The sequence below is a fragment of the Lelliottia sp. F153 genome, assembly GCF_002870005.1.
GTDB lineage: Bacteria > Pseudomonadota > Gammaproteobacteria > Enterobacterales > Enterobacteriaceae > Enterobacter > Enterobacter nimipressuralis.
The window spans coordinates 190490-204894 of sequence record NZ_PKFT01000002.1 but is presented as its reverse complement, the minus strand read 5'-3'; the positions used below and the strand labels follow the sequence as shown (position 1 = coordinate 204894).

Below are 14405 nucleotides of genomic sequence, written 5' to 3'. Positions count from 1 at the left end.
CACCGTGACGTCACTGCATGTCTACATCGAAGGGGATGGATTTGCCTGGCAAAGCCGCACGCGCCCCTCGGACGATCCGACTCCGCATAATCCCGTTGGCCTGAAGCTGGCTGCAGCTGATACTCACGCCAGCGTGCTCTATCTGGGCCGGCCATGTCAGTTCATTGGGCCGCCGTTGCCTGCTTATTGCAGTGTTCGCTGGTGGACCGCCGATCGTTTCTCTCCGAAGATACTGGAGGCGATGGACGAGGCGCTAAGCCAGTTTACGGCGCGTTATCCGGGCGTGACGCTTGAATTAACGGGATATTCTGGCGGGGGTAATATCGCGGCGCTGCTGGCCGAACGGCGTGGCGATGTCCGGGTGCTGCGCACCGTGGCGGGTAATCTCGATGTCAATTATGTCAACGAGTTGCATCATGTGAGCGCGATGCCTGACGCACTGAGCGCTATCGACCATGCCAGCAAGCTGGAGCACATTCCACAGCTGCATCTCAGCGGCGACACGGATGAAACAGTTCCCCCCGAGGTCGCCCGTCGTTTTGTGCAGGCGACAGGCGGAACCTGCGCCCACACAGCAGTGGTAAGCGGCATGGCGCATGGCTCCGACTGGGCAGCCGTCTGGCCGCAATGGCTGGCGAAAGGTGTGCCAGCCTGTTAATGGAGCGACTCAGAAATCGTCTTCGTCCTACATGATCGCGCTACGACCGCCGTCCATAACGATGGTGGTCCCGGCGATAAATCCTGCTTTTTCGCTCGCCAGGAACAGGCATAATTCGCCGACTTCCTCCGGGCGACCAATGCGGCCTACGGGGTGTTTTTTGATGGTCCGTTCACGGGCCGCTTTCGCATCAGGGTGAGAATCAAACCACGCCTGATTGCCGAGCGTATCAATATGATTCTGCGGCTGAAGGCATCATATTGGTATTGCCTGTGGCGGGATGAGTTCCTGCAGTTGCCCGAAACATCCTGGCGGTGGCGCCACGTTTCAGGCCTGAAGCCGTGGTAAAGAAAATGATTTTTATCAGCTTGCCGGAGTCGTCGCGATGGTATTTTTCATTGGCGCGGGTTAGGGCTTGGTCAGCCATTTTAAACCGGTGATTAAGAAGATCGAGTAGGCGGTGACAACAAAAACTCTCTCATGTCACGACACTTAATTGTGCCATCTAAGAACCTCACAATATCATCCTTAGCCGCCATAAATAAACATCCTCTAAAGGTTGAAACCTTCCCTTTCCGAGTGATCAAATTATGAGCTATATAATATGCACTATCCAATAAATATTTTCGCAGTTCGTCAAAAGAATCTATCAATGTGAAAAAACCTCATCAGCAACACTCAATATATTTAAAAGCAATATTTCAATATTCCCACCATAAGGAATATTTTTGTTCATTAAACATTCAAATTCATTTTCAATTTAGTGTGTCATAACAAATAAGGTCGACAGTCTCATTGTTATACAGTTCAATATTTTGAGTGTCACCGAATCCGCCTTCAAGCCCCATATGCTGTTCACATTTTCCGGATATTTCCCAGTATTCCACTTAGGCCTTTGTATGACCAGGCGAGTGAACTTTAATCAAGATATCTTCTTTACTTGAGCGAGAAGCATATATTCACGATTATTTCTGCGGATTACAGTTACCCAATAATATTGGGACTATCCCGATCTGTAGTATTGACCATTTCAAGTTTTGATGATTGTTGGTTCATAGGCGTCCCTGCGTATCTTCTGGCTGCCCTAACTGCTTCATTTCTAGGTTGTATTTGCAACAAGCTAACCCCAGCGGATAAGGAACATACCCGTAAGTGCTAATTCTCTTCGCAGCCTTATCGGGTCAAAATGTGCAGTATATCCTATAGTTAATTTGAACATAATATATCAAGAATACGACATTATAGTATTATAATCTATGGTTTCACTTGTGTAAGATCATGATTAAAATAGGGTTTTATTACCTAACATAGTTTTTATAAATTAATTATTAATCCCATCTTTCATCTAAGTAGGGAACAATTTCACCTATAGTTAAAAAATCCGAACTGCAATATAGTTTAAAACTATTATGCTCTGCTTTAATTTCAGCCAAATTAGGTGAGGATTTAATTATTGGTGAGCAGAAAAAACCAATTCTTGAGCCTGTGATATCTAATTGAGTTATGTTTTCAAACGTAATGTCAAAATTAAGTGCATTAAAAATATCTTTGTTCCATTTTTCAGGGTATTTCTTTGGTATTTTCTTGCAAATGAAATTAAACTTCAAATCAGAAAAGTTTTCCATTGAAAAACCATGTATTTCGACCACTTGTATGTCAAGTTCATTGTTAAACATGAATTGAATTTTCTCTTTACCTAAAGCATTTTGAAACCACATTTTCAAATCTCACTTAAAATTATAATGACCATGAATTCCATGCACACTGCCTGCATTCAGATTTTCAGATGGTCAAACACTAAAATGAGGCTCTGCACCATGCCCCGGTTTAGCTTTAGAGTGTCCTAAGCTATTTTCTTGTATTAATAAGGGTTTATCTTTGCCAGTATTGAATTTAAATTGTCTCGTTTTTATTGGTTGTCTATTATTGTTAAATATTGTATTGCCACTACCATCTGGTAAATTTGGTCTTGTAATTGATGTAGGTTTTTGGAACATTGGGATCCCTGCATCACGCTTAGCTTGTCTAAATGTATCTCTTCTAATTGTACCTTCATAGGTTGTCTTTTTATTCGGACTACAACATGTAAGACCAAGTGGATCGATCCAACTTAATGAATTCGACATATATCTATAAAAATTCAGCCCGCCTGCCAGACCTATGGGATCTGCTGAGATATACTGCCCAGCTTCACAATCATAGTAACGAAATCGGATGTAATACAACATGGATTCTTAGTCTTCATATTGTTCTGGAAAACGTAACAGGCAGGTCGATATTTCTTTCTTGTTCCAGCTTAATTCCTGGCCTCACAGTTGCTATTTTTGCCGCCAGACGATCGAACAGTCTTCAGTCAACAGTTCCTGGATGCGCCTGAGCGTATCCGTACCGCATAGTGCAGTACATTACAGTGCGTAATCTATGATCTTTCTCAGACGACATCGTCATTAGGACTTATAATTTGGCTATATATGTCATTTATTATGTATACTCTTCTAATGTCATCGCTTTCTCCGGAGATATAAACATCATAGTTATACAATCCTAGTTCATGGATATACTTTAATGCTAATGTTTCTTCTTTAGAAAATGTTTTCTTGAGGTTTATATATGAAAAAAGCCATTTTCTCCTTCTTGTTATATAAATGTTTGGTGTAATGCAATTTATTTCATCTACATTATCCCATTTTGTTAATGTAACACAACAAAAGAAATCCTCATGAGCTTCTTTTCCTGCATTGATTAGTGAAACTTTCAAAGCATGCTCTACTAACTTCACCGCATGTGATATTAGTAATTTATTATTTTCATCGAATGATTTCTTTTTCAAAAAAGAAACACTTTTCCATCTGGAAAATAAAGGTATCTCCTCGAATGAATCGTAATCGGCCAAATATAGCGCATCATTATAAAAACCTTCGTTTTGTAAGATTTTTTTTATTTTTGAATCTAATTCACTCATAGCCAATCATCCACATTCCATCCATGATCTTTCAACCATTTAAGTGTTTTTTTGTGAAAAGATGGTGGACCATCATGAGTCGAACCATCTTTATTTAATGCTGGGTTTTTGCCTTTAACCGATTTTGTTTGGTGAGCATGCCACTGACTACCTGGCACACTATCTGGCTCTGGCTCATCAATGCGTTTAATATCTTTCGGCCCTTGTCCTTTATCAATTTTTTTCTGCGCATCTTTTGGTGAGCCGCCACCACAAACTTTAGCTAATCCAAATGGATCGCTCCAAGTCAGCGGATTAGGCACATATGCATATAGGTTCAGACCACCTTTTAACCCTATCGGATCCGTCGAAATATACTGCCCAGTCTCACAATCATAGTACCGGAATCGGTTGTAATACAACCCGGATTCTTCATCCTCGTACTGACCCGGAAAACGCAGTCTGCATGAGACGTTGGCGTCATTTGCACTCTCTTCCCGGCCCCACAGTTGTTGTTTTCCCTGCCAGATAATGGTGCCGTCTTCGGTCAGCAGTTCCTGGATGCGCCCGACTGTATCCGTTACCGCATAGTGCAGCTGGCCCTTTTCGTAGCGCGCCAGCGGTGTAAAGCTGCCTGGTTCGTATATCCAGCGAATGGCGTTTCCGTCATCCGGTTTGCCGTCAGAACCGACCGGAATTTCGTCGGTGAGCTGGTCGCCATTCCAGTGAAAATCCATCCCCGGTTTGTTGTGGCTGGTGCAGCGTTTACTGATGCGTCGGCCGAACGGGTCGTATTTGTATTCCCAGCGTTCGCCATTCGGCGTTTCGATACCCGCCAGCTGACTCCTGGCGTCCCAGCGGTAGCGCCAGAGAAGAGGGCGGTAGCCGCCTTTATCGACCAGTTTCTCCACCAGACGACCGTTCACATCGTACTTCCAGGTGGTGTTATGCGCGTTAACCACCCGGACAAATTTTCCTTCCTCCGGTTTTCCGGTATCCGGGTTGATGCGTGAAGTGGTATGTCGCCAGGCATTGTGTTCCCGGAATGTTACCCGTCCATGCCGTTGCTGCTGGTGTGCTTCGCTTTCCATCACCTCGTTTATCCAGGTCTGGCGGCGGGTGATGTTGAGATTTTTGTCGTAGGTGAAGCGCTCTTCACGCATCGGCACACTCTGGCTGCCTGTCCAGGTGGCATGACTTATCTGGTCGTTTGCCGTCAGGCTGTGCACTGCAGTGCCGCGCAGGGAGTCGGCAATCATGGTCAGGTTGTAGGCTTTGTCGTACAGCCATTCCCGCGCCAGACTGCTGTTAAGCTCATCCGACCCGGTGTTCTGATTCCCGGCTTCCTGCTTTGTCAGCATGCCGGTCTGCGTGTAGCTGAGCTGCTGGTAAAACCCGGCGTCGCTCTGTCGGGACGTTTCCTGGCCGCGCAGATCATGGGTGAATGTCAGGGGAGCATGGCCATTAAGTTGCCACTGTTTCAGCTCGCCCGTTACGCCGCGGATGAAGTGTTCAGTCAGTCCGCCAGTGATGCGCTGAGATACCGTGTCACGATCAGTATCATACTGATACTCCGTGCGTCTGCCGTTGAGGGTTTCGGCGATGAGACGGCTTGCGTCGTCATAGTCATACGTGACCGTCGCCGCGTCATTTTTTGCCTCTACCAGACGGCACAGAGTGTCATAACGAAAAGTGGTGGTGCTGAGAGTGTGGTTGCTATCGCCCCGCGTCACTTGCTCATCTGTGACCTGGTCGTTGACATTGTAGCGGCGGTTCAGGCAGGTGCCGTCCGGGAAGCGGGTGCGGATACAGCGGCCTGCATTATCGTATTCGTACGTCAGCGTGCGCCCAGTGAAGTCGGTTTCAGCTATCAGCTGTCCGGCTTTGTCATAGGTGAGTCGGTAACGTTCGCCTTCGGCGTTAATGATTTCAGTCAGGCGAGTGAGTTTATCGTACCGGCATGCCAGGCGTTCGCCGTCGGGGCGGGTCATCGCCATGAGCAGGTCAAAGGCACCGTATTCGTAAGAAGTGGTTTTGCCTTCACCGTCTGTGAAGTGCTCCGGGAGCTTTTCGCTGTTATGGCGAATCAGCTCCCGGACGCCGTCCGGGCGGCTGATTTCTTCCACGCTGCCCTGTGGCCCGGCGTGATGTTTACTATGGCGAAACTGGGTGGTGAAGCCGAGCGGGTCCTGCACACTTAACAGCCGCCCGAGAAAATCCTGTTCGGTGTGCGTGATACCGCCGTTCGGGGCGATGGTTTCTCGCACTTGATGCAGGGCGTCATGGCTCCAGCGCCAGGTTGCACCGCCGGGCAAAATCCTCTGCAGCAAATCACCCTGGTCGCTGTAACTGAACTGCTGGACGCGTCCCTGTGGGTCAGTCAGACAGACCATGCTACCGTGGTCGTCGTAAGCCCACTGCCAGATCTGTTCGCCCGGAGCGGTCAGACGAGTTAGCTGCCCGGTGGCGTTATATTCATACCAGAGGCTGTAGCCACCGGGGAGGGCAATATGGCTGATATCGCCTTCATCGTTATAGTCGTATTCGGTCGTGCGACCCAGAGCATCGGTGCGGGACTGAAGTTGCGTATTCTGCCAGACCGTAATTTCTTCCCGGCCCAGCGGGTCGACAGCTCGGGTAACCAGGCCATCTTCGTTATACCAGTAACGGGTTTCGCCGCCTTCCGCATCCACGTAGGTGGTGCAAGACTCTTCATCCTGATAGATAAATCGGTCTTCGTAATAGCCTTCGGTGGACAGCGTACTGATGGCACGGCCCTGTGCGTCATAACAGATATCCACGCAGGTTTTATCCGTATCCCGCCAGCGGGTCATGTATCCTTCGGTAGAGTATTCATGCCATAAATGGGTGAACTGGAAGGTGTCACACTCGGCCAGGAAGCCATGGCGATCATACTGACAGGTAACGAGACGCTGGTGTTGAGGGGTTACCAGGTCAATGCTCATCAGTTGGTTGAGCTGCCAGTTAAGGGTCAGGGTGTAGCCATCGCTGTGGTGAATGTCCGTTAACAGAGCATCATTACGGATGAACTCAATCCGGTTACCATAGTTATCATGAAGGGCTGACAGCAGCCAGATGCCAACTCCGGCAGGAGCAAAAACCTGCGTCTGCTGCGAGCGGCGGTCAAAAAGTGTCAGTTCCCCGTGCATATCACCCGCCAGCCTATAATGTGGCTGACGGGAGTTAATGGTGCTGTTAAAAATCCCGTCTTGTGGGATCGGGTAATAGAGCACCACACCTTCATTGTCGGTGAAGTGCAATTCATCGCCATGGATTATTAGAGAGGCAGACCATTCGTCAGTCCATTTGGGACCAAATGTACCGCCAGCGTGGGACTGGGAGCGATAAAACCGAGACAACATCAGCGGTAGAGAACCGGGGAGATGGAGCACGCTGAACTCCTGAAGAAAATCACCGGTTCCTGCATCTACGGGTTCTCCGGGTTTGGTACACTTTTTCCCCTCAGCCCCTTTTCCGGAACCTCTCCTGAGCTTCTTCCATCCCTTAACGATGCCACCCTTTAATTTTGCGGCCGCCTCGCGGGCCGCTTTCGCCGCGGCTTTGGCTGCTTTTGCTGCTGCTTTTGCGGCAAGTTTTGCCGCTTTCTCTGCCTCTGCTGCTTTGGATGCCATCTTTGCAGTGGCTTTTGCTCCTTTAGCCAGCATTTTCCCTGCAGCCGCTGCATCACCTACTCCGGGCACTGCCGCCATCAATGACATGGCTGCTTCGGCGTAATTCCCTCTTGCGGCGCTGACGCCCACGTTTGCCAGGTCCGCCAGCGCACCAAATACGGGTATAAAACCCGCAATATCAAGCCCTAACTGCAATGCGTCCAGCCAACTGCCGTCGTCGTCTTCCTCTTCTTTGGTTTCGGGTTCATCTTCCGGGTCGGCGTTTTCAGCAGATACCCCTCCAGGAGGCGGTTGACCGACGATAATGCCGAGAGTATTGCGGCTGTTCATCCAGAATTCATCGTTGTGCCGCAGGATTGGTTTACCACCAAAGAATACCGTCTCGCTGTGACCTAGTGGCTCGCATACATCTCCCACCGTTCCACTGCTGACACCTTTGGCAGCCCCAGGTGAATCACCCTGGGTCTGCGGGATGGAACTCTGATTGAGGACGACTGCCGGACAGCTGTTCAGTTTCACCGATGGCACCACCATCACTGCTGCGCCCATATTAGCCGTCACCGGGTAGGGCACTGGCGGTGTAGAATCGCCTCGCGGGGTTTTGCAAACATCGGGGCTGGTGCTGACAACTGTCCACTGTCCGTCCTGACGTGCCGTATAATTATCTGCCATTTTTATACCTTCCTGGTTCTGTATCGCGCTTCCATAACGCGCACTGGCACGTCACCTGGCAGTAAAAAACGCCACGTCAGTGCTATGTTCAGCGAGTCTGTATCAATTGCCAGCGTGTCCAGCCACATGGGGACAGGTACTCGCTGTCCGGTTGGGGTGCGAAGCAGAATACGTCCCTGGTGTTCGGGCAGAGAAAAGTGAATGTCCCCGTCCGGGCGAAAACCCGAGAGGACGAACTCTGCCCCTGGATCCGGGAACAGGATTTGTTGGTCATGTGGTGCGCCATTCCAGTAACCAAAATCAAAATCTTCCGGCAGCCCCGGATGCACAGTCTCCAGCCATGTCTGGTCATAAGTCCCTGCCAACGGCAGGCGTGGTAACCAGCTCCGTCCGATGTAGCCAAAGCCTGCAGGCTGGTATTCTGGCGCGAACCAGTCGGCGTTTCCGTTCAGGCAGGCGAGAAAGTGCCTGAGGGTAAAGGGGCTGTCCGTGGCGATAATGCGAGGGGCTTCAACCTGATGAATATCGCAGGCATTCAAATACCAGGGGGGCATGTAACCGAGCCCCAGAGGATTGACCGGGCAGGCTCTGTGCGCGAGAGGTGGATTTACCTGGTTGGGGTGCTCCCGACGCTGGTCTTCGGTGAGACAGTATTCTTCAGGAATGCGGTTAGCATATTCACTATCGACCTCCACCCGGCATTCACCGCCAAATGCAAAACGGTAATCCAGGGGTAGGGAGCTAAAAAGTTCCGGCTCCGTTTCAAACCATTGTCCAGTTAATGTCTGACGTTGATAAAAGCGTTTGCCAGTTATTTGCAAAGCTTTATTCAGAAGTACTTCGCCTGAAAGCGAACGCATCAGGACTCTCGCGATCATCTCTTGAGCGGCGACACCATCCGGCGTGTGTGCTGTGCCATTGACGATAATGTCACAGGCAGGTTTTAACGGGGCGAGGTCACTTTCGCGCAGGACAGGGGAGCAGTTCATTTCACCGGTAAACTCATCTTCGATGCATAATGGCATCGGTGGGTTTTCCATTAATTGCGTCTGCCACTGACCATTATCATCCTGGACAAGCCGGAAGCCGGTTTTCATGGCGACGACGCGATGACGTTCGTTATGCTTGTCGTCCATCGCATATTCCATCACTGAAAACGGCGTCAGATTACGAAATTCCATTTTCGTGCCTCAGTTGAGATTGACGTCTTTACCTTTGATTTGAACAATGCCGCCGGCAGTGAAATCAAATTCCGTGCCGGAGATCGTCACTTTTCCACCTTGTTCAAGGGTGATGGAACTGGCTCCACAGATCAGTTCGATTTTCTCGCCTGATTTGATGGTGGTGATTTTCGCGACATCGAGGGTGTAGTTTTGCTGAACAGTCACGGACTGATCTTTTTTGACGGTCGCGGTGTCGTTGCCGGTGATTGTGGCTGTTTGGTCGCCACCGACGCTTTTTTCACGATCCTGTGTGACATTTAGCGTCTGCTTGTTCTGCACGGTGATCGTCTGATCATGGGCGACGGTGACCTTTTGGTCGTGTCCACCTTCATTTTTGCCACCCACATTTATCGTCTGTCCGACGCCTACGGTGACAGTCTGGTTATTGGATACGGTTTCAGTGTGATCGTGATTAACCGTCGTCGTTCGGTCATGCAGCACCTCTGTTTGCATGTCCTTTTGCGCGTGCATATAGAGCTGCTCTTTCCCTGTCGCATCCTCAAAACGCAGTTCGTTGAAACCTTCACCTTTGTAGGTTTTTGAGCGGATGGTCATCTGCGTTTTCGTACCTGGCAGGCCGCCAGGAGAGCGGTTATCCTGGTGATAGGTTCGACCCATAATGATAGGTTGGTCAGGATCACCATTCAGGAAATCAACAATGACTTCCTGGTTGATGCGCGGAATGGCAAGGTTGCCAAATCCGGTACCGGCCCATGCCTGCGACACGCGTACCCAGCATGAACTGCTCTCATTCTTAGGGTTATATCTGTCCCAGTGAAACTTCACGCGGACACGGCCATGTTCATCGCAGAAGATTTCCTCGCCAGCAGGGCCAGTAACGATCGCACTTTGTGGGCCATCGACTTTGGGTTTAGGCAGGGGACGGGGCCGCCAGGTTCGGTCAGCAGGGATGACCGAAAATTGATTCGTCAATGTGGTGCCTGTGCCTGAACTCCCATGCAATGCCTGTGGCTGTTGGCCCACCAGCGTGCTTCTAATCACCTGCCATTCTCGGTTGAGGGTTTCCTGAGGATGGTTTTTGAGAATAAAGCGAGTTCCTGGCCACAAATTGGGTGAGTTACTGATCCCTCCGGCAGTCTCAGAGCTATTACGAAAACCATCCAATTGATAGCGACTAAAATCCTGCCCGTGCTGCTCATCCTTAAAACGACCAGGGTAATCATAAACTTCATATTGCGTGAGCTGATTATTCAGGTTTTCGCCTTGTTGATTAAACGTTCCCTCCCAGTCGGGTACTTTGAATGTATAATCTTTACTTACGACTGATGAGGCACGTACTCCTGCATCGTATTGAAATGCACTGATACACTCACTATTCACTTCTGTAGTTATATTCGGATTGAAGATAATCGTGTCGTTGAGTGGGGACAGGCCAGCAATATCATCGCATAACATCAATTTTTGATTAGGTCCAACTGGTGCGTGTTTATCATAAAAGAAGATCCCTTCTTCCGCCCAAAGGCGTGATAAAAATGCCAGATCGTTTTCACCGTATTGAACACAGAATTCACGAGAAGAGTGGCCAGCATTAAAAGAGGGTGCCCAGTCGATAACACCGTTCTCACTGAGAAGTGTTGATGAAATAGCTTCAATATCTTGTTGCTGAAATATGCGGAAATTCTGCCGTAGTCCACAGCGCCAGAGTGGCGGCTGAATACAAAAATGATAGAGCATCTGCCAGCGATTATTTTCTTTCATCCCAAAGCTGGAAACTACTCCAGTGACATAACGCAGCGCCTCTGGCCCCTGCCAAATAGTGAGGGTGACTTTTTTTTCTAGTAGGTTGTTTGCTTCCTGATTGAAGGATTTACTGGCAACATCTACATCTAACATAAATGGAAATGAAAGACGTTGTTTCAACCAGAAACTCACGACTGCAAATGTTTCAGAAGGTTGTCCATCCACGTCAAACGTGAAACGTAGTCCTTTTAATGACATATTTGTCTCCCTTTCAAATGATTTTCTATAATAACGGTAAATATAGCGGGGTTAATTTGTCGGGTTTTGAAATGCTTTGATGAAGTGTAAGGTTTGTAAGTGTGTTATTTAGCATTAATCTTTGTTTGATGCTGGGTCAATAATTTTATATTTATTGTGTTATAGTGGTTTTATGATAGGCTTTAATTGTACAGCCTTCTTGCGATGATGTAAGGAAGTGAACTAATCCATGCTAATCCAAAAGAAATGTAATAGAGTGGGATGTTATTACCAAGGTCTATATCCCAAAAAGGTATTCTTCCAAAGTTAAAAACGTAGAAGTGAAAAAAAGGTAATATTGTCGATGTTGTTATGGAATAAAAATGATGTGTCGTCTTTTGGGACTTTAATAAAATTTTTACGACAGTGAAATTAATATGTAACCCTAGGCATGATAGAGCAATATATAAAATGTTTAACTTGTATCCTGCAGCCTCAATGATAACTTCCATTAATATGCCCTCCATTGACCCACTACGGTATTTATATCACCCGTGATCTCTATAAATAAATCGCCAGGGCCCATAAGAGTAATTCCCATCTTTTTTATACCCCATAGCAAATCTGCGTTAATGTAACGGTAAAGTCTCTGTGCTTCTTCTGGTAATTTATACTCAAGTAAACCATTCATCGATAATGCCACGTCAACAAAAGTATAAATAACATCGGAATCTTTAATATCTATTCCAAAAAAATCTCCCGCTTCTTCGTACATAAAGCGTACTGGACCGGTACAGCTCTCTCGATAAAGCAAGTAATAACCATTTTCAATAAGGTTGTTAACCCCGTGAGCTGTTAGTAATGTTCCTGGGATCGCTCCGGCACCAGTGCTAATCATTCCAACACCAGTGACAATCTGTAAGCCCCCTGCAATAAATCCCGCCCCTGCAATAAATAGATCGACATTAATAGTTTCTCTTCCACCGCTTCCTCTGACTTTCTCTTGGCTTATAGGGCGAAGGATAATGGCTTGCCTAACCTGATTTTTCTCTAGTTCATCGTTTTGTTTTCTTAGTGATGTTATTTCATTCTCCAGAGCTTCTCTTGCCTCGGATTGTGATAGTTTCCCAGAAAATAAATCACTATCAATTTGTGAGGAAAAATTAATGGTATCACTGATAAAATGATCTTTTGCAAGACTCCATTTCATGTACTTATTTGCAACATTATTCATCACTTGAATAAGTTCATTTTGTTTTTCCATAATGATCATTGTGACTTGCCCCCTGTTTTATATGGATAAAAAGAATTTGTGCATAATGTAGTTAATGCAATATCGCATGCTACATGTGTAAGAATATTTTTAATAAACAGATATCTACTGAAGATGACCATATTTATAGCTAGGGGTATCAAGTGGTATTACAAATTTTCGCTTGTCGCAAGGAACGTGGAAATACATTTCCTGCCCACCACCGGTTTTGACATATTTATTGTCAAGCTTAAAATTATTTATCGTTTGAGAGAATACCTACTGCTTTATGCATTAGCACTAATAAGAATTCTGTTGAATTTTTTATTATTTAGTTATCCTAATTCACTCTAGCACCCAGTTGTGAGTTTGAGATATTTTCATGCGTAAGCTGTATTTTTGCATTTTTTAAGTTCACTGAATTTAAAAAATTGAAAATGCATATTTTTGAGCATTGAAAAACGATAATGCGACTACGCGCCCCGTTAAAAAATCGAGGGATCGTTATTGTCCATTATGTTTTTATTCAGTGTTTTGACTGTATTTAAATCCCGCAATATCCAGTCATATTAAATTTTTTAACTCTATTTTTGATGTTAATAGAAATGATGGATTCAATGTTGGTTCCTTCAGGGTTCATTTCTGACTCTTTAACTTCAGTATGTTTTGAGATTATATAAAATTGTGAGTTTTGAAATGTTATACCTTTTTTATCTGACGGTACTTCTTTAAGTATGTTTATTTTGTTATTGATTTTCATAATGGCTGAGTATTTACAGATTTTTCCACCGACAGGACAAATACTTCCTTCCACATAGTTGTAATAATCATCTTTCTTAATGTCGTAGAGGCTGAGAGTGCAAACTGGATGCCCTAGATCAGGAATTTCATCCACTTTAAAACTATTCACGATAAGGTCATCTAAAGAATTTACTTCGGGTTCATTTGCAATGCAGTAAATAGGAGCCAGCACGAACATGGTGACAAAAAACACTATATTTTTGAACATAGATACCAGTCTGTAGATTTAAAGGCTAAATGTGTTTTTAAAAATAGTATGGTAAGACGCTGGGCTTTTTATATCGAAACGTCTTTGAAAGCCTGAAGTATGGCAGTTAGTCGTTGATGCTCCATTTGTACAAGACTCAAGAAACAACATAGACGAGCTACTTTGTAACAGCTCTTGTGGCAATTAACTGCTCTTTTATAAACTATCCGCTCCAGTATGAACTATTCGAAATTTCTCCATGTTGAAAGTGCTGTTTCAACTTGTCTTCAAGCACGCTACCGCCAAAGTTTCCGGCATCCGCCATCTCCCAAAAAGCGTTTCTTATTACTGACAACCATTTTTGAGGTGCAATACAAAAACAGCATCCGGTCCCTAAGAACCGGATGCTGGGTATCAACTTATGCTTCCAGCGGTGCACGCCAGTCATCAGCACCAGAAGTGCCAGACTTAACGTGCTCCCACTCGATTTTACGGTAGGCGAGGGAAACCTTAATCAGCTGAGTAAACTCGCGCTTCTCCGCGTCCTGGCAGTGAGGCATAGTGCAGTCGATATCCACAATGGTGGAATCGGTCAGGCGAGTGGTGAAGAAGTGTTCCTGCTTGCCTTCCACTGAGGTACGCCACCAGTGCAACTCGGTGGTTGGAAGCATTTCGCCGGAAGCCAGCGCGTTATACAGTAAAGGTACAGCTTTGTTCAGTGCCACGGTAAAGATGAACGGCTTGTGGGCACGTTGACCAGATGGCTGGCCGGACTGAGGGTCGGTAGGTACTGTCACGTTATGATGAAATTCTTGTACCAGCATCTCATCTTCGTGGCCCTGCACGTAAATGTTACCAACCGAAGGGGCAGTAAATGCACCTGCGGTAATATTTCCCTGGGTCTGACCCGTGATTGAGATGTAACACGGTGTAGGCATTTTTAAACTCCTTGTTAATGTATAAATGACTGCTGACAATCACCTGCCGTTAGTCCTCGACAGGCAAATTTTGAAACGGCTCTTTCCCAAAATCGGTCATGTTCGTACATTCCTGCTACAGGCGATGCGGATAAGTAGTAGC

12 protein-coding genes are annotated in these 14405 nt (G+C 46.5%); 1 reads left to right on the top strand and 11 read right to left on the bottom strand.

The window, feature by feature from the left end:
* Positions 1–4 precede the first annotated feature (4 nt).
* A complete protein-coding gene (locus F153LOC_RS08115) occupies positions 5–658 on the top strand; it encodes an alpha/beta hydrolase family protein (RefSeq protein ID WP_369804798.1) in 654 nt (217 codons plus the stop codon).
* A 27-nt stretch (positions 659–685) separates the two neighbouring features.
* On the opposite strand, the gene F153LOC_RS21825 is transcribed toward F153LOC_RS08115, so the two are convergent.
* The 11 genes from F153LOC_RS21825 to F153LOC_RS08055 form a co-directional block, all read right to left on the bottom strand.
* Positions 686–892: an SDR family oxidoreductase gene (locus F153LOC_RS21825; protein ID WP_255409581.1), complete on the bottom strand. Its 207-nt coding sequence runs from the start codon at positions 890–892 to the stop codon at positions 686–688.
* Positions 888–1085, bottom strand: coding sequence for a hypothetical protein (locus tag F153LOC_RS21515; RefSeq protein WP_146003460.1), 198 nt, complete (start codon positions 1083–1085; stop codon positions 888–890). The genes F153LOC_RS21825 and F153LOC_RS21515 overlap by 5 nt, the downstream gene beginning before the upstream one ends.
* Positions 1086–1986: 901 nt before the next feature.
* Positions 1987–2376 (bottom strand): Imm50 family immunity protein, encoded by a 390-nt coding sequence (locus F153LOC_RS08105; protein WP_102104751.1) that lies wholly within the window; start codon positions 2374–2376, stop codon positions 1987–1989.
* A gap of 72 nt (positions 2377–2448) precedes the next feature.
* Positions 2449–2886 (bottom strand): RHS repeat-associated core domain-containing protein, encoded by a 438-nt coding sequence (locus tag F153LOC_RS08100; RefSeq protein ID WP_102104750.1) that lies wholly within the window; start codon positions 2884–2886, stop codon positions 2449–2451.
* A 203-nt stretch (positions 2887–3089) separates the two neighbouring features.
* Positions 3090–3620, bottom strand: a complete 531-nt coding sequence (locus F153LOC_RS08095) for an Imm15 family immunity protein (RefSeq protein ID WP_102104749.1) — start codon at positions 3618–3620, stop codon at positions 3090–3092.
* The gene (locus F153LOC_RS08090) at positions 3617–7924 is read right to left on the bottom strand and encodes a PAAR-like domain-containing protein (protein ID WP_102104748.1); all 4308 of its coding nucleotides are present in this window, start codon (positions 7922–7924) and stop codon (positions 3617–3619) included. Before F153LOC_RS08090 ends, F153LOC_RS08095 begins: the two co-directional genes overlap by 4 nt.
* A 2-nt stretch (positions 7925–7926) precedes the next feature.
* Positions 7927–9105 carry a DUF2169 domain-containing protein gene (locus F153LOC_RS08085; RefSeq protein ID WP_102104747.1) on the bottom strand — a complete coding sequence of 393 codons (1179 nt, stop codon included), beginning with the start codon at positions 9103–9105 and terminating at the stop codon, positions 7927–7929.
* A 9-nt stretch (positions 9106–9114) separates the two neighbouring features.
* Entirely contained in the window at positions 9115–11106 is a 1992-nt protein-coding gene (gene tssI / locus F153LOC_RS08080; protein ID WP_102104746.1) for a type VI secretion system tip protein VgrG, read from the bottom strand.
* A gap of 490 nt (positions 11107–11596) precedes the next feature.
* Positions 11597–12358: a DUF4225 domain-containing protein gene (locus F153LOC_RS08070; RefSeq protein WP_102104744.1), complete on the bottom strand. Its 762-nt coding sequence runs from the start codon at positions 12356–12358 to the stop codon at positions 11597–11599.
* 523 nt (positions 12359–12881) lie between these two features.
* The gene (locus F153LOC_RS08060) at positions 12882–13346 is read right to left on the bottom strand and encodes an adhesin (RefSeq protein WP_102104742.1); all 465 of its coding nucleotides are present in this window, start codon (positions 13344–13346) and stop codon (positions 12882–12884) included.
* Positions 13347–13744: 398 nt separating this feature from the next.
* A complete protein-coding gene (locus F153LOC_RS08055) occupies positions 13745–14263 on the bottom strand; it encodes an Hcp family type VI secretion system effector (protein WP_100778963.1) in 519 nt (172 codons plus the stop codon).
* Positions 14264–14405 lie beyond the last annotated feature (142 nt).